Consider the following 21,681-nt stretch of genomic DNA (forward strand, 5'->3'; position numbering starts at 1 on the left):
TACCTGAACTTTCATCCGGTGGCGATTTAAAGTCTCGCTCTTGTGTAAATGGGCCAAGGTTGCGATGCCTGCACGCCGTTGGCGTGGTAATATGGCCAGCTCCCTGCATCAAAAAGGGTGGGCAGAGGATGGAGAGGCGTCTCACCGCGATACTCTCGGCTGACGTGGTCGGCTATAGCCGCCTCATGGGGTTAGACGAGGCCGGCACGCTGGAGCGGCTGAAAGCCTGCCGCCGGGAGCTGATCGATTCCACGGTTGAGGAGTACCATGGCCGGATTATCAAGCTCATGGGCGATGGCGCACTCGTCGAATTCCCCAGCATCGTGGATGCCGTCCAATGCGCTGCTGTAATCCAGCGGAAAATGTCCGGTCGCGACCGTGATGTTTCCGACGATAAGCGCATTCGGTTTCGCATCGGTGTCAATCTTGGTGACATCATCGTGGAAGGCGACGACATCTATGGCGACGGCGTCAACATAGCCGCCCGTCTTCAGGGAATTGCAGAGCCTGGCGGAGTTTTCATATCCGGCACAGCGTTCGACCAGGTTGCGCATAAGGTCGATGTTGGCTTCGCGGCTCTCGGTGAGCAGCGGCTGAAGAATATAGCCGACCCAGTGCGCGTCTATCGCGTTCTGCTTGACCCTCCCAAGTCTGGCAAGGTCGTCTTGATTCCGCGGGCGAAGTCGCGAGTCATGATCCTGTCAGCGCTAGCAGCATTGCTGATCGCGAGCGCGGCGGCTTTCGGCGCCTGGCAATGGATTTTCCCGCAACGCCCATCCATCGCAGTGCTCCCCTTCGCAAACTTGAGCGACGACCAGTCCCAGGATTATTTCGTCGATGGTATCACGGACGATCTGATTACCGATCTCGCCACGCTTTCGAACCTTGACGTCATATCCCAGAATTCCGTGTTCGCATACAAGGGCAAACCCCATGTTCTGGAGGAGATACGACGTGACCTCGGCGTGCGCTTCGTCGTTGAGGGCAGCGTACAGCGGAGCGGCGAATTGATCCGTGTTAGCGCACAACTGATCGATACCTCGAATGGGGATCATCTGTGGGCTCATCGCTTTAACGGTGGGCCGGCGGAGGTGTTTGCGATGCAGGACGAGATGGGTCGCCAGATCGCCGATGCCCTCGGACTAAAACTGACACGAAGTGAAACCGAGCGTATCGCGCGTCCTCCGACAGCCAATCTCGAAGCCTATGATTATTATCTGCGTGCCGAGCAGGCGGCTCGTACCGGCCGTCGTTCCCGGATGCTTGAGGCATTGGCGCTCTTTGACAAGGCGGAAGCGCTGGACAGCAAGTTCGCAGAAGCATTCGCAGCCGACGCGCACGCAAGCTCCTTCATCTTTCGCATGACATATGACGATGTACTCCAGAGTGCGCTGGCGCGAAAGAGAGCATATGAGAAGGCAAGTCGTGCCCTTACGCTCGATCCTGGACTTCCCTCGCCTTATGCAGTCCTTGCCATCATGCAGGCGGTAGACCGACGCTACGAGCAGGCGATCACGTCGGCCACCAAGGCCGTGTCGCTCGGCCCCACCAATGCGGAAGCCCATATGGCGGTCGCATATGTCCAATTGGTCTGGGGCAATCACGCCGACGCCGCCGCGGCCGTCACGACGGCTCTGAGGTATGATCCGAACCCTTCCGCGATCGACCGATATACCGCCGGCATGGTTTTCTTTCTCCAGCGCGACTATCAAAGGGCGACAGACAGTTTCCAGCGCGCGCGCGACGAATCCGAGAACAACGGCGATTTTGTTACTCCTCTCGCCATGGCCTATGTCCGCGCCGGCCGCGTCGATGACGCCCATGCCACCGTGATCGCAGTAGGACGTCTTCGAGGCGGACGCGAGTGCCTGGCGGGATGGCGCCTCGCCAACGCCAATTTCCGCAGTGACGATTTGGCGTTTACCCTCGACGCGCTACGCGAGGCCGGCCTGCCAGAGTGGCCGTTCGGCTTCCGGGGGGACGAACAGGCTCGGCTGACAGGTGCCGAGATCGCGGCTACCGTCATGGGCAAGGTCCTGCGCGGAAAGACCGAACCCACCAAAAGCCTTGCGATCATGCAGGTCCATGTGGATGGCAAGGCCGCATTCCGCTCGCCAGTTCAGATGATGACCGAGACGGTTTCTGTTAAAGGCGACGTCCTGTGTGAGCAAAGCGAAAACGCATTTGGCCAGCCCGATTGCGGTCCGGTCTACAGGCTTGCGAAGCCAGCCGACGGAACCACCTACGCATACGTGAACTCTACCAAGGTCTTTTACTTTGCGGTCGCCGATTAGGATCCGTTTGCGATCAGTGATACTGATCCAGTTCAAGATCGGCGGCGACCTTCGGCCACTGGCCGTCGGCCCTTGCCACGGTATCCGCTGGGTGGGCGGCAAACTCTTCCGCATGCGCCTTGTCGTACATCAGATAAAGCTTGCCATCGACGATCTTGAACGCTTCAGGGTCAACGTTGACGGTGACAGATCCGTCGCTCACCTCGCCTGTGCAATAGCCGCCGTACTGGGGCGCGTACTTGAGCGGTTCGCTCATGAACATCTCGCGGTGGTGTGAATTGGCGAAATGCCAAGGCGTCCCAAGCCATTCGTAGGAAAATTTTTCCGAGCCTTTTATCGCTTTGCCTTCCGTGAAGTAGGCGACCGAGTCGTAACCCATGATCGCAACTCCCCCGAAATACCCCGTGTTCACAGAATCATCCGCCACCACCGGCGACGCGCCGACAGCCAATGCGGTGGCCAGACCGGCCGTCATCAAAACAATGCATCGTGTTCCGATTCGAGAGCGCATTTTCGCCTCCTTCATTCGTGGATTTCCATGCATTTCGTGTAGAATTCCTCACCCCGGAGCACACTGGTCGGAGGACACGCCACCCCATGCCGTTTGAATAGCCGGACGATATCGAAGCTGCCCTTCCAGATCGCCCTTGTGATCGGCGTGTAGCCATGAACCTCGACATGGCCGATATCGGCTCCCTTAGCCAAGAAGAACTCAGCAAGAGCGACGTGGTTCTCTTCGCCAGCAATCATGAGCGGAGTAACACCGGCTTTGTTGGATGCATCGTCGAGAATGGCTCCGTGATCGAGGAGCAGCTTGCTGATCGGAATGCTTCCTGAATACGCAGCTGCGTGAAGCGCAGTGAAGCCGCCAGCATTCCGGGCCATGACATCGGCGTGCTTGCTGATCAGCAACTCAACTATGGCGATCTGATTTGCGAGCGCGGCATTGATAAGTGGTGTTGCCTTGTCTCGTGCGCGGCTGTCGACATCGGCGCCCGCGGCGAGAGACCGCTCGACGGCCTGAGCGTTTCCCTCTGAGACGGCGTCGAACAAGGGATCGCCCGCGGCAGCTACTGTCGCTGATAAAAACAACGCTACCGATGCAAGCAGCCAGCGCATAGCATCACCTCGGAGTCTCAATCAACAATAGCACAGCAATCCGACTTGAGATAGCTAGCACTCACGCGCTTGCGCGCATGGCCGCTTGCAAGCTGCTGTCACGACGGATCGATCAACCAAGTGCTCCGAACAATCAGGAGCCGGGTGGAAATGCGCTTGGGAACCATTTCCTACGCGAGATCTTACTCGGCTTATCGTTCACCTTACGCTGTTCTTTGCGGACGATCGGTTCTCTTCGCGTAAGAAACACGGCAGTCATTGTCGCAGACGCGGACGAGAAGGAAGGCCGCGATGAGCCCAGCGGGGCGATATATTTGCTCCACGCCGGGGATCCGAGCGCGCATTATACGCTGGTTCGCATCAGTTCACATCGTAGCCGCCTGATCGAGAACTAACCCCTCTTGAACTCAGCGTCCTTCGCGGAGGGATCGTGCCTGAGGATCCGGTTAAACGCTCAGAGGGCAAGTCGCTCCTTGCATACCGTTTCGACGAGAGTCTGCAGAACCTTGACCCGCTCGACCAACCAGGCGAGCTCCTCATTGCTGATGGTGTATTTCGACGAATATCGCGCTTCGACGTAGGCCCGCGACAGCAATTCAAAGCAGCGTCGTGAAAACCGGCTGTCGCGCGGCCACGCATCTATCAGTCGATTGTCGATCCCCTCGGCCTGAGAGCGAAGTACCTTCAGACGATGAGATTTGGGACTGTAGAGGGTTAGCGTCAGCAGGGCGCAATGATAGAGCGCTTCGGTGGCTTGATGGAGCAAGAATGCCTGCTGCTTAGGAAACGTCCCTTGAACTGACGATTGTGCCGCCAAAAAGCCAGTTGCATTCCTTGACCACTCGGAGAAATACTCTTCTGCTTCGGACCGCTCGTCCTCCGCCGTCAATGGCTTCGGCTGGGCCAGCGGATGGCCGGGCTCCTCATAGAGGGGAATGCCATCCCTGGCGATGTCGACGAAGAAGGGCCGGCCGCGCGAAAGCTGCTCGTTGACATCGGCCAGCGTGTGGATGATCGGCACGACCGGCGTTTCGATGCGGTGGGCGATCTGCTCCTTTAGCAGCCGCTCCTCGATGCCTTCCCAGAGCTCCTGCTCCTCGGCAAACGACTTGCTGTTGACGACGATCAACAGATCGTAGTCGGAGCGATAGCCGCTCAAGTGATCCTCGACCCAGTCACCGCGGGCGTAGGATCCATAGAGCAGGACCATCAGAATCTTGCCGGCATGGCGCTTGGCCGACAGCTTGCTTGACTGGAAGCGTTCGGTCTCGGCAAACAGGATCTGAAGGATGTGCGCCAGTTCGCGCCGCTTCCTGTCCGGCAGATGGTCGATATGGTCGGTCAGGGTCAAAGCCGCGTCAAAGCCTTCGGTCAGAATCGCATCCATCCTAGCGGCTCCGTCATGATTGCGCATCTAAACGTTATACGGGAATGCGCTTGGAAACACAATCAAACTCCGGGCGTGGGCCATCGTCATGTAAGGGAACGCGGCCTGCGCCGCATAGAAAATCTTGCGAGGATCACGACACGGCGCGGCCAACTTGCGCTGGGCTCTTCGTTAGCTCTCGATCGAGAGGGAAAGTGTGATTGTCCGCCTGCAAAGCAAAGCGGAAGGGTACAAATCGACCTTCACCTCTCGGCTCCAATCAGCAATGAAATGGTCGGCGCCCGTCGCTGACGCCAGCTCCTATCGTTCGAACTCGCCGCCATCACGGCCGCGGTCGACTTCCCGCCGAAGCTCTTCCAACCTAGAGACACGCTCTTCGGCCGGGTCTGTTCGTTCGTCGCCGCTCTCCTTGGTGTGATCAGCTCGCATGAGCTCATCGGATTTTGATTTGTGGCCATGAAGCCGATGTTCGGGACGCGATGGGCCATGATGCTCGTCAGCATTACCGAGCCTCTTGCCTTTCCGGTCGGCCGATCGCTCAGCGGCCTCGATAGCAACCCGCAGGTCATCGTCAATGTCGGCGATCTCGCGAATATAGGTGTTCCCGGCGGCGCCAAGTTCCCCAGCGCGTGCGAGCTCGAGATTCAGGCTCGCCTGCAACGATGCTCTATCGGGGCTGGAACGATCTTCACCAGTCGCACCGAGCAGCTGGCGGTAATATTCGACTGCCATCATGACATCGCTCCCCGTTTCGACTGACACCAGCCCATGGCGCGCTACAGCTTCGGCCCGTTCTTGCTTGGCGTCGCTCACCTGTCGGATGCGGAGGTTTTCGCTCGTACGGCTGCCGGCCTGCTCGGCCTGTTCCATCATCTCACGGCGGGCCTCGACATGATCGCGCGCTGCCGAAGCAATCTCCTCGAACCGGTTCCGCCAAGCGTCCGGCGTGATCCGTTCCGCCTGAACCAAGGCAGCTTCGACACGCTTCTCATATGCCTCGAACTCGGATCGCGTCATCGTGCTCATGCTGTCGACCTTCGTAAGTTTTGACAATTCAACCAATGCAGCCCGCACCCCCGTGCCATTCGCGTTTCGAAGATCTCGCTCGGCCGGCATCTTCTTAAGGAGAAGTTCTGCGGTCTCCATCCGAGAGAGCTGCGCTTTGGCAAAATTCTTGCCGTCGGACTTGACTGCATTGCGGACAACCTCGAGCCACTGCGAGCGAACTTTCTTGATGTACTCCAGGCTTCTCAAAGTCCGCGGCGCCGTCGGCTCCTCCCGTCGTTTCCGATCATACCGTCGCCGGGCGTAATTCGACGTGCCGGCATGCTCGGTCCGACCCTTGCGGCTGATCGGCCGGACTTGATTGCGGCTGTAAGCCGGCGCGCTTGCCTGGTCTCGACGATCAGTCATCTCCATCCGAATGCCGCGGGCTCGGGCCTCTTTTGCCAGGCCCTCGCGCCAGCGTCGAAACGATGCGATCGACGTCTCGATCCGGTCGCCGTTCTCCGCTCGCGCCGCGACAATTGCGTGGACATGCACATGCGGGCGTTTGCCACCGTCCTGTTCGCCCTTCGGATCCGCGATCGGATCATGAAGGGAAAAAACATACCGGTGTTCGCCAAACTCGGCTGCGAGAAAAGCGCGCGCCGCCGCCCTAAATGCATCAACGTCGGTGCCTGCGCGCGCCGACATGACGAGATGCATGAGGTCGCGCGATTTGCGGCTGTGGAGCTCGCCGCGCCATTGCTGTTGCACGAGATCGCCGGCCTGCTTGGCGTCGGCAATTTTTTGACCGCGATCGTTTTCGACACCTCCGTCGAGCCTCGCCACCAGGCTGCGCAGACGGCTCGTGCCATATTCGACGCCATTGCCGCAACCCGTGAAGCGAAACTCCGCGTCACCGACATCATCTCCCTTCGTTCTCATACGTGCCTGGACGATCTCGCTGGCCCTGGCATCGGCTGTCAGCCGCTCGCCAGCCTTCGAGCGCAAGACAACAACTCCTTCGATGCGGTAGGTTCCATCGCGCCCCTCGATCCCAAACGCAAAGGATCGATCGCCGACAGCGGATCTGACGATGTCCCGTGCCCATTCATGCATTGGCTGCCCTTCCTTGGGACCACCGGCAATGTCGACGCAGAAAAGTCCGATATCGCGGCTTTCAGTGCGATTGCCCATCAGATGTGCCCAGTCGTTGCAGAGCGCGGCAATTGCATCGCGTCCTTGCAGCTCCTGCCCCGACTGGTTTTCCATCGGAACCGCGCCATTGCGGGAGATATACCCTGCCATTGCGCCAAGCCGGCCACCACCGCCAAACGATGCCATCTTCACGACGGCTGGTTGGCTTCCACGCGCAAGCCCGGCAAAACGCGTCGCCATCGGTCGGCTCGACGACGACGAATTCAGCGTCAGATGTCGACGGGAGCTTCGCTTCAAACGTTTCGCGGATTTCGGGCTCGATCCACCAGCTGGCACTGTACTTCCGGGACGGCGACGTTCCTCCTCATCGTCCCTTGTTGTCCTTCCCGTCAGCCGCTCGTGCAGCAAGGCAGCCCTTCGGCGCTCCCATTCCTCTGTAAAAGCACCGAGAAAGATTTCCATTAGGCAGGCCCTCCAACCCGACGCCCGGTTCTCCTCTTGAGCCGATTCAGTTCCAAGGCCAGACCGGCGGCGACGGGCAGGAGGCCACTTAGAAGTTCGCTGACCTCGCCGGGGTCGAACTGCCGGTAGGCGAGCCGCGCAAGACTATTCAGGTTCATACCGATTATTCGCATGTCGCGGTGAAGGAACTCGAAGATCGCCCGATCTTCCGCCGTCAAGAACGGTTCGACCCCGGCGCCTTCGAGCGTCAGCGAGCGGATGAACGCCGACACGGTCAATTCCGCTTGCTCCGCAGCATTGTGAACGGCAGCCAGTTCCGACGCGGTGAAACGAGCGTGCACGACATGCGCCTTCCGCTCGTTCTGAGCCGTCTTGATCGGTGCTATCTGCCTTGTTCGGGCCACGTCACCTGCCTCATTTCATTGATCGCCGCAGGCGCCATCGACGGCTTGTCCGTCGATCGTCAGCAATTTTGTATCACAAAATTGCGTATCCTGCCAAACCAATATAGTCCATTTCAATCCACCGATGCAAGCCATCCTCGGGGACCGGTTCCTATGAGAAACTCGCAGGATGAAGATGTTGACGTGAGCCACGTTAGTGTCGTGTGTTCATGGCGTAGCCCGGATTCCCATGGAAACACAGAAGCAATACGATGCCATTACAAATACATATGGCCAACGGACGTTTTTCAGTTTGGTAGATGGGCATGCTATCACCAATCGGCGAGTCGACATGTAGTGGCCGTGCATCCATCTGAAAAGCACTCAGATAAAAGAGCTGGACGAGAAAAGAAAAGAAACTAATATAGTTCGGCATGAATGGCGTATTCTGAGGCAACAATCGTTGGAGAGAGCTTTCATGACGCGGACTTATGCAGTGGTAAGCAACAAGGGCGGCGCCGGGAAGACGACGATGGCGACGCTCATTGCCGGCGAATATGCGCTGGCCAAACAGAGCATCCTGATGATCGACGCCGACAGCCGGCAAAATCTCGCCGGCTGGTGGAAGCTATGTCACAAGAAGGGCAACGTGCCAGCCAATATCGAGGTGACAATTGCCGCCAACCAGCGGGCTATCGAGGACGTCCTTCGAACCTATGCACAGGCGTTCGATATCGTCATTATCGATGCGCCCGGTGTCGACAGTGCCTTGCAGACCACCATCATCCGCTCCTCGAACATCGTCCTGTCGCCGGTCCAGCCCGGAATCAAGGAGATCGAGGCGGCCGGCCAGACGATTGCAGAGGTCAACGACGTCAACGATCAACTGGGTCTGGTCGTCCTTCATATGAATGTGCGAACCCGTATTACACTGACGGGTCGAAGCCTCGAGGCCTATCGCTACATAAGGCCATTTGTGGCGGGGCTGATTGAAGCCAACTACCAGACGATGCTGCTCGACACCGAACTCTATGAGCGAAACGTCTACCGGGAAATCCAAAATGGCCTCGGAACACTGCAAATGCAGGAACCGACAGAGCCGGTCCGCAAGGCGCGTCTGGAAGTCAAGGCGCTGGTGGACGAGATCGAGCTTCGGCGGACAAGGGCTTTGGCGGAGGTTACGTCATGAGCAAGAACACGCTTGATTTCTCACTTGCTCCGAGACGCAAGCAGCCAGAACAGGGCGACATGCTGAAAGACATGTCTCCTGGCGATAGTTCGAACGCCGCGGCCGACGACCCTCCTCGATCGGCAGAAGCAAAGGCCCTGTTGCCGCGGCTTCCCGAAGAAGAAAGACTGCGCAATTCGGCCAAGCGCGCGGCCGAGCAGCAGGAAACGAGACGAAGGCTCAAGAACCTGAAGCGCGTGAAAGAGCGGAACATCAGGTTCTACGTCAACGTGCCGCTTGAACAGGACGTCAAGGCAAGGCTTTTGCGCGCCTCCCATGAAAACGACATCCGCATGACGATTATCATGCAGGCGGCGATCGACACCTATTTGCAGGACAATGGATATTGAGCCAGGGCCTGCGCCTGACCCGTCGAAGCGTGCGGCAAGGATCAGTCGCTTTAGAAGGGCGGCTTGGGATCGATGCGGCCGTCGAGCTCGGCCCAGATGACTTCGCGCTCGGCGATCATCAGCGCGAGTTCGGCTTCGATTGCCCGACGTTCCTCAAGTGTCCTTGCGTTTCTGGCCTCGGCGCGCAGTTCCTCGATGTGCTGTTCGATGGTCATGATCGTCGTCTCCTTGAGAGATGTGAGAGATGACTTCGGTGAGCTGGGCGGTAAAAGGCGGGTCAAGGCTCGTAGTTACGACCGGCGGAGCCGGCGCGCGGAGGACCCGATTTTGTCGGAGCGTAGTGAAGCGAAGCGGAGGGAAAATTGGAGGGGCCGCGATGGCCTTGAGCTGGCTTTTGCCGTCTGGCACGATTGGCCGATCTGAGCAGACAGGTTTTGCTCTCGTGTGGCACGAACCCTTTCCAGTACGGCTGGCACAAGGGCGGCGTGACTGATGCGCGCGTTTCTGCTCGATGGCGAAACAGTCTCCGACGAAGCTCAAGACTTCGGCAGGCGGCTCGCGCTTGCATATCGCAATCGCTCGCGCCCGATATGCCTGTGCGCCAATCCGGGGATCCCGATGTACATTGCAATGATCAGCGATCAGCCGACCATCAAACGGATGCCTCTTACGGGTGGCGAGCATCATTCGGCTTGCCCGTCTTATGAGCCACCTTATGAACTGTCGGGGCTTGGTGCGCTAATGGGGCACGCGATCAAACTGGATGGTGATGGCAGGGCAGCCCTCAGACTGAATTTTTCCTTGTCGAAGAGGGGCTCTGGTGCATCTACGCCGGCCGGGACGGAGACCTTGGAGAGTGTCCGAAACGACAGCAGAAAGCTCTCGCTTCGCGGGCTTCTGCATTTTTTCTGGCATGAAGGTGGTCTGACCGAGTGGACGGCGCGCTGGGCGGGGAAGCGTCATTGGCGGCAGGTCCACAGCCACCTTGTCGAGGCAGCGAGGACGATGTCGGTCCGGGGCGAGAGCCTCGCAGAACGGGTCTTTTTGCCCGAGCCATTTCGAGCCGACGACAAGACCGCGATCGAAAAGCGGCGCGCCCTTGCCCTGGCGCCGCTTTTCGAAGACAAGCCGGGGGCAAAGCCGCTGATGATCCTGGTCGGCGAGATCAAGGAACTGGCGCCGGTCAGGACCGGACAGCAGGTCGTGATCAAGCACATGCCGGGCTTCCGGCTCTATCTCGAGGAGGCGACGTGGCGGCGTCTGCAGCGACGTTTCGAAACCGAGCTGATGCTGTGGCAGAGCGCCGACGATGCTCACCTGATCGTCATCGCGACGATCGGCGGCAATTCATCCGGTATCGTCATGGCCCACGAACTCGCCTTGATGACGGTAACGGAACAGTGGCTGCCTGTGGAAAGCATTTATGAACAGCGGTTGCTGGGGGTCCTGACGCGCAAGCGCGAGAAGACGGTCAAGGGGCTACGCTTCGACCTTCCGCGGGCGCGGCCTTATGCGACGGCAATCTTGCCGGAGCGACCTCAGCCATTAGCGCTTTACATCGTTCCGCCAGGCGCCGATTCTCACTTCGAGGCCGGGCTCAAGGAGATGGTGGAGGCGAGACCGGATCTTGCCGCATGGATCTGGCATGTCGGCACGGACGAGATGCCAGATATCGCCGACTAGAGGCATTTCCGCAAAAAGCGATTGATCGACACTGCCGCAGGACGCCGCGCCGACGTCAAGCATGCTGGTGCGGTTGTCCGTAGTGCCAATACAAGGCCAATGTTCGCCGCGTTGCCAAGGCGACAGGCAGGAGCCTGATTTGCAAACGTGGTGGTGAGCACGGGGCAGGAAGGCTGCGGTCGAGGCACCGCCCGCCTTGATTGCGGCAGCCGCTGTTGCCGGTGACGAAGCGTCACTCGTGCGCTGCAGGGCGCAATGCATCGATCGGCTCGACGATCATCGTAGCGGGCCGCGAAGATGCCGAGCGTGCAGGCGGCCAGGTCCTTAAGGGAAGCGGAACGCGTGAGAGCAGAAAACCCCGCCTGTGGAGCGGGGTTTTCCGTGTTTGCTTACCGGCGGGAGTTGCGCGACCAGATCAGCTGGAGACCTTCCTGCCCCTGAACTTCGGCCAGAGTGGCATAGATCGGAGCAGGAAAGCTCGGGTCGTCGAGTTTGACGGAGATATAATCGCGCTCGCTTTCGCGGGCCTGCTTCTGCCACCCGGCGCCGAATTCGACGTTGCCTGCCAGAACTCGGAAGTCGGGAGCGTCTTCTGACGAGCGTTCGACGCGGACGATCTTGGCATTGACGTTGAGGTTCAGGGTCTTGATGGTACCGGAGAAACCGTTTTCGGATGCGATGAAAGAGCCGATCGTTGCCATTGTCTTGTTCCTTTCGTTGCTCGGGGCCGCGCCCATCGCGGCCTCGATGGCTGTCGACAGGACCGAAAACGATCGGACCGCACCCTTGGGGACGTAACGAAGTGGAGGACGGCCAGGGCCGAGGCTTTCTTGCCTCCGCGAGGAATGGCCGCGACGCGGACAGGGGAAGAAAACGAGCCGGCCGTTGCGGCAAGACGATCGAGACGAGCGCGCGAGGCGGTTTTCGGTCAGACATGCCCAATCGAGACCGCGGGGGCGGGCCATATGCATGCGAGGACAAGGATATGGCTCCAAACGGCACGCCGCACATCCGACCGGCTCGACGCAAGCACTGACGCTACGCCGCCCAGACAATTGACCATGCCCGTCCGATCAAATTGCGTGGGTACGCTTCCGGCCGATGCGGCCTTCAGCTGCAAAAGATTGCCGCGGTAAAGCAGCCGCGCGATTGCGCGCTCGATGGAAGGGCCGAGTTTCGGTTCAAGCAAAAGGCCGGGGAGCTTCCGTTTCTATGTATGCCTACCCGAGCTGATCCACTGACACATCGAGAGCGTTCGCCAGTGCCTCCCTGCCATTGTCGGGCATCAAGGCGAGGCCCGACACAATTGCCTCCTGCCATGATTTCCCGCGATCCCATGCCTCCTGGTAGGCGTCGTCAATCAGATCGGCCTGTCGCGTCTTCAAGAGTGCCTGGAAGAGCAACGAGGCTTGCAGGAGGTCCTTGTCGCGCTTTGCGCGCCCCATCGTGTCTGGGGCCCGCCTCGAAGCCACAATGAGCTTGTGAACCGCATACCGTTCCGGCGCCGGGATGTTGACGGTTACGCCCTCGCGATGAAGCAGGACGGCCCGGACAGGCTCGTAGATCAGAAAATCGAGGAACCGCAGGTTTTCCGCCGACGCGCCGCCGAGGGCGGGCATGGGCGAGGGCTTGCCCGTGTATCCGTCTGAGCCCCTGTTGCTCGTCAGGAATTCCACGCGGTAGCCCTTCTTGTCCTGAAAGGCGACGACCTTGGCCTGGTCTGCTTGGTGCGGGACCGCTCGGAAGGATGGCTCGACTGCTTTGATAATATCCAGGATAGGCGGCAAGCTGTCTCCGACCTCGGCGGAAATTGCGAAATCCTGCGCGTAATCCGCGTCGCCAGTCTGCATTGCCGCGGCGGGCAACCGGACCCCAAGAAGGCCGCTATAGCAGCTGAAAGCAACCGACCCGATGAGGACGGCCCGCAGGCGGAACAATCCCGCGTCCGCAAGGGCTTTCGTGACGTCGCCCGCGAAAGGATCGGGGCCGGCAAGCCCCGCGCTACGGCGCAGAACACCGACCATGCGCCGACGCTCGCGGATGTCATCCTTGATGTCCTTGTGGGCGTTCACCCGCGCCGTGATCGCGGGATCGTCGTGCGGGCCAACATAGCTTCGCTTGTCCTTGCCCTCGGGGGTCGGGCGATCGAAATACCAGTAATCGCGCCCCTTGACCGGAACAGTTACAAAACGGCCATCAAGGGGAAAGTCGCTTTTGAATTGGGCATCGAAAGATCGCTGAGCGAGTTCCGCGAGCATCGTTCGGTACACGAGGTCGATCTGTTTCATTTGTTGCGCCCCCGTCGAGAATGCCGCGGCCTCGGCCGCCAGTTCAGTCATTTGCTTTCGTAAGCCGCTTCTCTGCAGACGATCCTTTGCGGTTATCTTCGAGCGCTGACCTGTGGCAAGTCCTCGTTATAAGTTTTCTGCAAAAACATTATAACGGTTCTGTTCTTTGTCAACCGCTTCAGCAGGATGAGAAACCCGGAAAATCGAGACGAAAGTGCATGACCTTTTTTGTCAGATCGCAGACCGCAAAGGGGAGCTATCGGATTCGGCCTATATTGCGTGAGGTCGGGCGGCCTGGTTGTCGATAGCAACGCTCGCCCACCGATTGGGCCGAGTTATAATGTTCTTACAAAAACAATTATAGTAACGACCCAAGGTTCTCGGTGGCTGATGTGGGCGCTACCGTCATTCATCAGCGGCCCGTCTCCGCACCAGCACCGCGCTTGGTCATACTTCACTCCGATATTCGTCGTCTGAGCCTCTCAGCGGGCCCCGCGACGCTCGACGACACGCGTCGAAGGAGCGTTCGAGCAAGAGAGCGGATCATTCAGCCGACGTCGTCTGCGCATCGTGTCTTAATGTTCGCCCGATGCAGGATCAGAATGCGACCGGGGTCGATCGCCGCAGCGACGATAATGGCTATCATCTGTCATTCCAGGCCAACCTCTTCTGGATCCGGAATAGTCTTGGCAAGAATATCCTGAATACTGATCCTCTGGTTCATCGGCATGTCCGCAGCAGTCAGGGACGCCGCGATGACAGATTTCAACTTGCGTGCGGTGAAAACCAGTCTTTCCTTCGCATGGAGAGCAGCATCGACGTTTTCTGATCGTCCCGTCTGGGCCGCTCGCCGGGTGTCAGGAGAGCCCTCGATGGCATTATCGTCGACCACCTCTTGCGGACTGCTTTCAATCGTTCCAGGTCTCGGAGACGGTCCATTGTCCGCGTAGTCGGGCAATGTTGCAGGCACCGGCAAGGCAAGAGCCATTTCGACGTCTGGAACGGGTAGCGTGTTCTGGCGGGACGTAAGAGCGGCGGACCTGAACGGCTCGATGGCATGGTAGCGAAGCTTGCTGGCGAGGATCGGCCGTTGACCTTCGACCAACAGGATTGCCTTGTCGTCCCGCATTTGCCGGACTTCCTGCGGCATCATCAGGTCGCGTTCACGGATCTGCTCGACTTTCGTGCGTCGAGCCCGACCGAAAAACTCAAGGGTCCTTGTTTCTGACTGATAGCGGATCGTTCGCTTTCCAAGCGCGCGTGAAGCGTATTCTGCCGTGACCTGATCGTTGGCGCCGAGGATGAGCTGGAGCCCGCAATTGCCGAGCAGCGAATGCCTGGAGGTCTCTCCATAGATTTCGTCGATGCTCTTCAGGTCCTGAACGACGAAGGCCATCTTGACGTTGTAACCGGCGACATAGGGGAGCTTGTTGAGGACCTCGTCCATTTTCTTCAGTTGCCGGAACTCGTCGAGGAGAAAGTAGACGGGGAGGGCGTCAGGGTTGTGCTCGCGCGTCAGCAAGTCCATCACCTGCTGCACGAAGAGGGTAAGCAACGGCCGAAGCACCGTCATGTCAGTGATGTTCGGAGCGAGATAGATCGTCACCGGACGCCGTTGCAGCGAGGAAATGGCCATGTCGGTCACCGCCGTTGCCGCAAGCACGCGTTCGTTGCGGAATGGACCCAGGGCTTTTTGAATATCGAGAAGTGCGGAGCGGGCGGCGCGTTCGTTCAAGGCGATGAATGCGTTGAAGCTCTCGATGGTGAAGCGGGAGAGATCGACTTCGTTTTCCTTGATCAGCTTCATCATGGATTGAAGGTCGACGCCGGCATTGAAGAATGAATTGACCTCGCCAAGATTGCGGCGGTTGCGGTAGTGCCGGCTCTCGAGCACATAGCTGATCACGCCTGCAATGACCTGCTGGGCCAGTCCCTGCCAGACGGCGTTCTCAGAGCCAGTGGCCTCTGGAATGAGGATCGCGGCCATGTTTTGAATGTCGATCGTCCGGCTGCCTCGATCGCCACGCACGAAGTCGAGGGGATTCCAGCGATGCGTTTTCTGCGAGCCCGGAGAAAACAGGAAGACCTGGTGTCCGTTCGCCAGCCGATAGCCCGCTGTGAGTTCGAAGATCTCGCCTTTCAGATCGGTGACGATCATCGAGCCTGGAAACATCAGCGCATTGGGAATGACATAGCCGACGCCTTTGCCTGAGCGCGTTGGTCCAACGATGAGATGATGGCGATCGTCCTGTCGTCGAAGGATACGAGTGCCGAAACGCCCGAATATGTGACCTTGCTTGCCGAACCAGCCGCCGCGCCGCAATGCGGCCATGTCGGCAAAAGCGGCGTCGCCAAGCGGACTTTTGTGTCGCCTGAGACCGAAGGCGGCCGCCAAGGCAACTGCTGCGATCGCGGGAAGGGCCGCTGACAGCGCCACCAGCCGCAGCGATCGGTTGCCAAAATAGGCCGCAAACTGCTGCAGTGGTGCCAGCGGATTGGTGGTGGTCATCAGGTGCAGGACCCGCCCGTCCTTGAAGACGATTTGCAGGATCAGGCCATAGGCGAGCATCCACACCGCGACCGCGATGATCACGCAAAAGAACAGGTAGACGGCGAGGTATCGGCGGCTCATGGCTTATGCCGCGCGTAATAGATTTCGGAAACGCCTCTCAGTCCCCCGTCACGGCGCAGCTGGATGACGATCGGGATGACCATGCGGATGTAGGCCATGAGGTCGCCTTTCGAATAGCCGGATGACATGCCGGTCTGCATCATCATCATCGCGAGCTGCTCATAGGCGCCGATCGGCGTGTCTGCATGGACAGTCGACATGCTGCCGGGATGACCGGTGTTGATTGCGCGCAGGAAGGCGAATGCCTCAGCGCCACGAATTTCGCCAACGAACAGCCGGTCAGGGCGCATGCGCAGCGATGCTTCCAGCAGCGTCTCGACGGTCACATGCGCCGTGCCCTGGTTTCCCCGCGACGCCAACAGATGCACGGTGTTGCGATGTGGGGGAAAGAGTTCCCGGGTGTCCTCGAGCGTCAGGATGCGCTCGCGCTCGTCGATGCTTTTCAGGCAAGCATTCAGGAATGTGGTCTTGCCCGTCGACGTGCCGCCGCTGATGAGGATCGAGACGCGCTCGCGGATGGCCATTTCGATGAATTCCTGCACCTGTCCGGCCTTGAGAAGGGCATTGAGGCTTGTTTCGGTCTCCGACAGACCCTCGACGGTCACCGACACTTTGTCGAATCCACCGTAATCGCGATACTGTGCGAGGGTGAGGTCGTTGACGACCTGCTTTCGAATGGAGATCGATCCGCCGTCGGGCGCTGCTGGCGGCAAAACGATCTGGATCCGCTCGCCGGTTGGAAGTGCTGCACTCAGCAGCGGATTGGCAGGGCTGATGAACTGGTTGCTTGCTGCAGCGACCCGCTCACCGATATGCTCGATGTCCCTGGCGGTCAGCTCGGCGATGGCGTGAAACTCCATGGCGGAGGCGCCCAGGCGTTCAACGAAGACCTCACCCGGTCGGTTCACAGAAATCTCGATGACGCTGGGATCCGCAAGCAGACCGGCAAGTGGCGCAAGCGCGCGCCGCAGAAAGTAATGGGCGTCCCTACCGGGTGCGACCTTGATCGAGGCCTCGCGCATTCCTGATCTCCTTCAGTGCTTCCTCGACCGGATCCGGATAGATAGCGGAGAAGTCGAGATCCTGGCGGACATAAACGAAGATCCGCTCGCCTTGGCTCACGTTGATTGTCGGGGGAATGCGGAGGTTTTCCGACAGCGCCTGATTGGCCATGTCGGAAAAGGTTTTTGCGATCGTCTCGCGAGCAAGTTCGCCAGCTCGACCGGCGTTGGTTTCGCTGTTGCCGCCGCCAGAACCATACTGGTTGCTGCCATAGCCGATCAGATAGGACGAGCTTGCTCCAACGACTGAAAGCAGGATGGCCGAGCCGAACCGCTCGCGCCATTTGGTATCGACGATGCCGGCAAGACCGGAGCGGCCAAGGCTATCGGCGCCGATGCTATCGAGCCGGACCGAGACGCCGTCGTCGCGCAGCAGCCGGGTCCAGATGACGAAGATCCGCTTCTGCCCGCGCGTCACGTCAGATTGGTATTCGCCGATCAACCGCGTGCCGGTTGGGATGAGCAGGCGGCGACCATCAAAGGAATAGACGTCCTTAGAGGTAATAGCACGGATCTGCCCCGGCAAATCACTGTTGATGGCGGTCTCGAGAATGCCCGGGATCAGCGTGCCTTCGGGTATCATCGCATCGATCCGGTCAATCTTTCGCGCTTTTGCCGACCGGTCACCGATCGCGGACGCTGTCGCCAGGAATTTGCTGTTGCGGTCCTCGCCTGCAACGGTCGGCCCGCTACCGGTGCTGCCGACGGCACCCGTATCACCTTTCGTCCTGGCCGAATCGACGACGATCTGCTTCGAGCGATATCGGTCGGGAAACGCCTCCGGTTCAGGGCGAGGGGTTACGGCCGGTTCGGCGATTTCCGGTGGAGGGGGAACATTGAATTCGGTCGTGTCCGGCGGCGCTTCCGGCTGGTCGGGAGGAGGCTCCGGGACCTGGATAATCTTGTCTGCGGGCTTTGGTTCAGGCGTCTTTTCCTCGCGCAGGAACGATGGCGGACTATAGGTCGTCGTCGCAAACTCCTCATCGCCTTGCAGGACATCCGGGGTCGTTTTGTGAGGTGCAAAGACGACGATATAGGCAAGAGCGCCGCCGGCAAGCAGCAAGGCAGCCCCGCCAAGCAGCTGCTTTTTGCGCACACGCCTGTCGCCCACTTCCGTTTCGTCGGCCGCAAGCATGGCTTCGAGCTCGGGTGAGCGCTGCATCAATTGCCACTCCTATTGCGGGTTGTCGCCTTTTCATCGAAAGCGGGAGCAAAAGGCGCCGGATCCGGCTGACCGAAATCCGGTTTTCTCAAATTGAAGATGCAGGTCCACTGATTGCCGTCGCGCAGCGTGTACTGCGTGGATGTTCCGTCAACCACGATATAATCGCCTTCACGACGGAAGTTTAAGAGTGTCTCGGTGAAGTCGCTGTTGACGGCAAAGACGGCCGGCACCTTCTGGCCAAACTTGAAAAAGGTCTTCCTGCCGTCATCGAAGATCATCAGCGGTTTCAGGGCCTGATCGCCGGAGAAGGAATAGTCGATGTTGACGTTGGCCTTGTCGATGCCGGAGATGTTCGGGTAGCTCGCCCGGGCTTCGGCTTGCCTCCTGAGTGAGGCGTTCAAATTCTTGTCGGGGTAGACGAAACGGATGCCGAAGACCTTTTTGTTGTCCTCGGGGGCATAATCGTTGAGCTCCAGGTAGTAGATCCGTTTGGTCGTCACGACGTTCATGTTGGTGACGACATTCTTCGCCTTCGGCTTCACGAACAGGATGTTTGCCTTGTCGGTCGGGACGATGTCCCAGCTGTCGGTGTCGCCGACAGCGATCGTCTCGAACCTCTCGTCCTCGTCAAAGATGATCATCGTCGAAATGCCGTAGGTGGCAAATACCCGCACGACGTCGTCCGGTTGATAGACCACGCTCGTCACCCGCGGATCGAGCCGGCCCGCCAAAGGCGTTCTCGCAGCATGCGATGATGCCGGCAAGACCGAAGCGACGATCGCCGCCAGCAGAATGCGCCCTCTCACCGGTTTGTCTCCGTCACCGTCTCCTGATCGCGTCGATAATCATAGACCTGAAATCCCAGCGGATTTTCGAAGCGCCACTCGTTGGTCGCGGGCGTATCGGTATAGCGATAGCGGACAACTGCAATCCAATGGCGCGTGATTTGATCCGTATCGGAGACCTCGCTTGTTGCAAAACGGACGATGCCGGTTGAACTGTTTGGGAATGTCACGGAGGCGATCTCGGTCATCACCCGCTTGGCCTTTCCGTAAAGCTTTACGGGATTGTGAACGTTGGCCGCGCTATAGAGCTCCTGTAGCTCGCGGGCCGCATTGCCAGTGGAAAGCAGGGCTGCAATTTTAAAGTTCTGCTCGATCGCATAAGGGTCGTATCCCTCCCGCGACCGGATATAGCGAACGATATTGGCCTGCGTGACGGCCTGTTGGTCGGTGAGACTGGCCGGCCGGGTCAGGCCACTCTTCACCTCGAGATAGCCGGTGTTCTTGTCGACCTCGACAATATATGGCTCGAAACTCTTGAGTGGCACGAGCATCGCCAAGGCGATCAGGCTGAGGAGCGTGATGCCGGCAAAAACCGTCGTCACGAACCACGCGAGCGTCCGGGACCGCTTGGCCTTCTTGACGATTTCCTGCTCCCAGGCGTCACCGCTCTGGTAATAGCTGCTAAGCTCGAGTTCCTTCGTGTCAGCCATCGATCATCTCTTCCCTTCGTGGTTGTCAGCTGGGCAGGCTCTGGCGGGAAATCTTCGTTTGCATGGCCGAGCGCGTGGCGGAGGCATCGTCCTTGGCCTGACTGTTGGCGCCGCTGAAGCGGTTCGAGAGCCATTTACCACCACGATAGGCAGCAACGCCGGCGCGTGCACCGCCCTTGGCAGCGGCCAACGGATATTGGACCCCAAGCCGGCGCGCGATTCCAGCGGCTGCGTTTCCGACGCCGACGGCAATCCCGCCTGCAATCCCCTGTCCGATCGACTGGATGTAGAGCATCACGAACCCGCCCGCGATGCACAGAAGCAGGAAGCTTGCGATGTCGGCAAGCGTCAGGGTCCGCGACCCGCTTGCCGCATCGATCTTGCTGAGCTCAGGGTTGACAGCTGCAATCAGGAAAGCGGCGACGACGTAGACGAACAGCGGAATGAGCGCATAGGTCAGCACCTGATTGAACCAGCCCATGCCGTAGCCGCGCGTGCGATCGAACAGCATGCAGGCAATGAAGACCGGCGCGGTGCCGATCAGTACCCAGAGCATCACCTTTGCAAGGATGAGGACGGCAAGCGCGACTGCGATGAAGATGCCGGCCCCGACGAGGATCAGGATGCCGACCATGCTCGGAAGGATCGAAAAGTAGCCGGACTGCTCAGCAAAGGCCGAGGCGGCCTCGTTGGCCCGCATCCATATCTGCGACAAACCGTTCGTCGGCTCGGTGATCCCCGTTCCAGAGGCAGCCAGGATCGCACGGCCGACATCTTCGGGCGTATCGTTCAGCCATTGATAGAACAGAGTGTTGAAGTTGGCCCAGGAGCTGACCAATGCCAGAATGATCATCATTTTGACGATCCGAGCAAGAATATCGCCGAGCGAAAGCCGGGACGTGCCCATGACAAGCTGCAGGCCGTACCAGGCGAGGTAGACCATGAACATCAGCCGCAGGAGCGGCATCAGTTCGTTGCCGACCACCGTGTAAGCCTGCTTTGAAAAGCTCGAACCGGAATCTTCGATGCGCTGGAGGAGATCGCCAAGAAAATCCTGCATGGCTTCGATCCTTATTGCTCGTCGGGGAGAGTGACGCCGATTGCTGCAAAGGCTGCGGCCGGGTCATTGACGGGTCGCATGACGGCGCAATCCTGCCTCGTGTCGCTAGCAAATGACGTAAGGCTCAACGGCCGTTTGCACGGCGCCGTCTTCTCCTTGACGGTGCCGCATCCTGTGAGCAAAGCGGTGGCAAGGGCGGCAATGCCAAGCATTTTTTCGATCAACATCCTAGTTGCCGTAGGTCAGCGTCTTGCGGGTGTTGGAAATATCGGTGAGGCGGCGTTGGTTTTCGGCCTGCAGCGACGAAACCGCTCCGTTCATCACCCCGATCATTTCGTTCAGGGTCAGTCCAGACTGCACCTGCAATTGGCTGTTCTGATCGATCGAACCCTTGATATCCTCGGCAGTGCCGATCCGGGCACCGGCTTCTTCGAAGGCGCTGCGGCGCGTTTGTGCTGCCTTTTGCGAACCGTTCGTCAGCGCCTGGACCCCGAGCACGGTGTTGACCAGCTGCTCATAGGACCTGTCGCCCGAAAAGCTGCTGTTGTCCTTGCCTGACAGGCTTTTTACCAGCTGCAGGCCATTGATGAACAAGGCCGCTGTCCTGGCGACGTCGCCGCTCATTGTTCCGAAATTGGGCGCACCCTCCTTGAGCATGGTCTCAAACGAGGGGAGCTGCGAGACGCTGAAGCCTTTTCCGATCGCCAGGTTGTTCAAGGGGGCTGTGGTGCTGGCACGCTCTCCGGTGACGGCCTTCAGCGTGTCCTCGACCGTCGAAAGGATGTGCTTGTTGGTGTCGAGGATCCTCTCCGTCGTTTCGGCGGTCTTTTTGGCGACCTGATAGTTGGTCTTGTCGATGACCGGCACGTCGGCGAGAACAGCCGAGTGCATGCAAAGCAGGATGGACATCGTAAGGACGTCGGTTCTCATTT

At 59.2% G+C, this 21,681-nt stretch carries 20 protein-coding genes; 4 read left to right on the forward strand and 16 right to left on the reverse strand.

Going from position 1 to position 21,681, the window contains the following annotated elements:
• Window positions 1-128: 128 nt before the first annotated feature.
• A complete protein-coding gene (locus ATY80_RS10635) occupies window positions 129-2,294 on the forward strand; it encodes a tetratricopeptide repeat protein (RefSeq protein WP_088692399.1) in 2,166 nt (721 codons plus the stop codon).
• 13 nt (window positions 2,295-2,307) lie between these two features.
• Here ATY80_RS10635 and ATY80_RS10640 read toward each other — a convergent pair whose 3' ends face one another.
• The 5 genes from ATY80_RS10640 to ATY80_RS10665 form a co-directional block, all read right to left on the reverse strand.
• On the reverse strand, window positions 2,308-2,769 hold the full coding sequence (locus ATY80_RS10640) for a YHS domain-containing (seleno)protein (RefSeq protein WP_088692499.1): 462 nt from the start codon (window positions 2,767-2,769) through the stop codon (window positions 2,308-2,310).
• 47 nt (window positions 2,770-2,816) lie between these two features.
• Window positions 2,817-3,413: an ankyrin repeat domain-containing protein gene (locus ATY80_RS10645; RefSeq protein ID WP_088692400.1), complete on the reverse strand. Its 597-nt coding sequence runs from the start codon at window positions 3,411-3,413 to the stop codon at window positions 2,817-2,819.
• Between the two features lie 454 nt (window positions 3,414-3,867).
• Window positions 3,868-4,800, reverse strand: a complete 933-nt coding sequence (locus ATY80_RS10655; protein ID WP_088692402.1) for a HEPN domain-containing protein — start codon at window positions 4,798-4,800, stop codon at window positions 3,868-3,870.
• A 300-nt stretch (window positions 4,801-5,100) separates the two neighbouring features.
• Window positions 5,101-7,182 (reverse strand): conjugal transfer protein TraA, encoded by a 2,082-nt coding sequence (locus tag ATY80_RS10660; protein ID WP_141105549.1) that lies wholly within the window; start codon window positions 7,180-7,182, stop codon window positions 5,101-5,103.
• A gap of 221 nt (window positions 7,183-7,403) precedes the next feature.
• Entirely contained in the window at window positions 7,404-7,808 is a 405-nt protein-coding gene (locus tag ATY80_RS10665) for a hypothetical protein (protein WP_245306804.1), read from the reverse strand.
• A gap of 457 nt (window positions 7,809-8,265) precedes the next feature.
• Between ATY80_RS10665 and ATY80_RS10670 the strand changes: the two genes are divergently transcribed.
• A complete protein-coding gene (locus ATY80_RS10670) occupies window positions 8,266-8,976 on the forward strand; it encodes a ParA family protein (RefSeq protein ID WP_088692404.1) in 711 nt (236 codons plus the stop codon).
• Window positions 8,973-9,365: a hypothetical protein gene (locus tag ATY80_RS10675; RefSeq protein WP_088692405.1), complete on the forward strand. Its 393-nt coding sequence runs from the start codon at window positions 8,973-8,975 to the stop codon at window positions 9,363-9,365. The genes ATY80_RS10670 and ATY80_RS10675 overlap by 4 nt, the downstream gene beginning before the upstream one ends.
• 50 nt (window positions 9,366-9,415) lie before the next feature.
• On the opposite strand, the gene ATY80_RS28905 is transcribed toward ATY80_RS10675, so the two are convergent.
• Window positions 9,416-9,580 (reverse strand): hypothetical protein, encoded by a 165-nt coding sequence (locus tag ATY80_RS28905; RefSeq protein WP_189637127.1) that lies wholly within the window; start codon window positions 9,578-9,580, stop codon window positions 9,416-9,418.
• A gap of 277 nt (window positions 9,581-9,857) precedes the next feature.
• Here ATY80_RS28905 and ATY80_RS10685 point away from each other — a divergent pair, with 277 nt between their 5' ends.
• Window positions 9,858-11,048, forward strand: a complete 1,191-nt coding sequence (locus ATY80_RS10685) for a DUF1173 domain-containing protein (RefSeq protein ID WP_088692407.1) — start codon at window positions 9,858-9,860, stop codon at window positions 11,046-11,048.
• A gap of 389 nt (window positions 11,049-11,437) precedes the next feature.
• Here the strand turns inward: ATY80_RS10685 and ATY80_RS10690 are convergent, their stop codons facing one another.
• The 10 genes from ATY80_RS10690 to ATY80_RS10740 form a co-directional block, all read right to left on the reverse strand.
• Window positions 11,438-11,749, reverse strand: coding sequence for a DUF736 domain-containing protein (locus ATY80_RS10690; protein ID WP_088692408.1), 312 nt, complete (start codon window positions 11,747-11,749; stop codon window positions 11,438-11,440).
• A 519-nt stretch (window positions 11,750-12,268) separates the two neighbouring features.
• Window positions 12,269-13,336: a GSU2403 family nucleotidyltransferase fold protein gene (locus ATY80_RS10700; RefSeq protein ID WP_088692501.1), complete on the reverse strand. Its 1,068-nt coding sequence runs from the start codon at window positions 13,334-13,336 to the stop codon at window positions 12,269-12,271.
• A gap of 649 nt (window positions 13,337-13,985) precedes the next feature.
• Window positions 13,986-15,968, reverse strand: a complete 1,983-nt coding sequence (locus tag ATY80_RS10705) for a type IV secretory system conjugative DNA transfer family protein (RefSeq protein ID WP_088692410.1) — start codon at window positions 15,966-15,968, stop codon at window positions 13,986-13,988.
• Entirely contained in the window at window positions 15,965-16,990 is a 1,026-nt protein-coding gene (virB11, locus tag ATY80_RS10710; protein WP_088692411.1) for a P-type DNA transfer ATPase VirB11, read from the reverse strand. The genes ATY80_RS10705 and virB11 overlap by 4 nt, the downstream gene beginning before the upstream one ends.
• A complete protein-coding gene (gene virB10, locus ATY80_RS10715; RefSeq protein WP_088692412.1) occupies window positions 16,956-18,191 on the reverse strand; it encodes a type IV secretion system protein VirB10 in 1,236 nt (411 codons plus the stop codon). Before virB10 ends, virB11 begins: the two co-directional genes overlap by 35 nt.
• Complete coding sequence (virB9, locus tag ATY80_RS10720) at window positions 18,191-19,000, reverse strand: P-type conjugative transfer protein VirB9 (RefSeq protein WP_088692413.1); 810 nt, start codon at window positions 18,998-19,000, stop codon at window positions 18,191-18,193. The genes virB10 and virB9 overlap by 1 nt, the downstream gene beginning before the upstream one ends.
• Complete coding sequence (locus tag ATY80_RS10725; protein WP_088692414.1) at window positions 18,997-19,689, reverse strand: VirB8/TrbF family protein; 693 nt, start codon at window positions 19,687-19,689, stop codon at window positions 18,997-18,999. Before ATY80_RS10725 ends, virB9 begins: the two co-directional genes overlap by 4 nt.
• A gap of 25 nt (window positions 19,690-19,714) precedes the next feature.
• On the reverse strand, window positions 19,715-20,749 hold the full coding sequence (locus tag ATY80_RS10730; RefSeq protein ID WP_088692415.1) for a type IV secretion system protein: 1,035 nt from the start codon (window positions 20,747-20,749) through the stop codon (window positions 19,715-19,717).
• An 11-nt stretch (window positions 20,750-20,760) separates the two neighbouring features.
• On the reverse strand, window positions 20,761-20,976 hold the full coding sequence (locus ATY80_RS10735; protein WP_189637128.1) for a hypothetical protein: 216 nt from the start codon (window positions 20,974-20,976) through the stop codon (window positions 20,761-20,763).
• Between the two features lies 1 nt (window position 20,977).
• Window positions 20,978-21,679 (reverse strand): type IV secretion system protein, encoded by a 702-nt coding sequence (locus ATY80_RS10740; RefSeq protein ID WP_088692503.1) that lies wholly within the window; start codon window positions 21,677-21,679, stop codon window positions 20,978-20,980.
• Window positions 21,680-21,681 lie beyond the last annotated feature (2 nt).

Source organism: Rhizobium sp. R711, from assembly GCF_002211365.1.
In the GTDB taxonomy this organism is placed as follows: domain Bacteria; phylum Pseudomonadota; class Alphaproteobacteria; order Rhizobiales; family Rhizobiaceae; genus Rhizobium.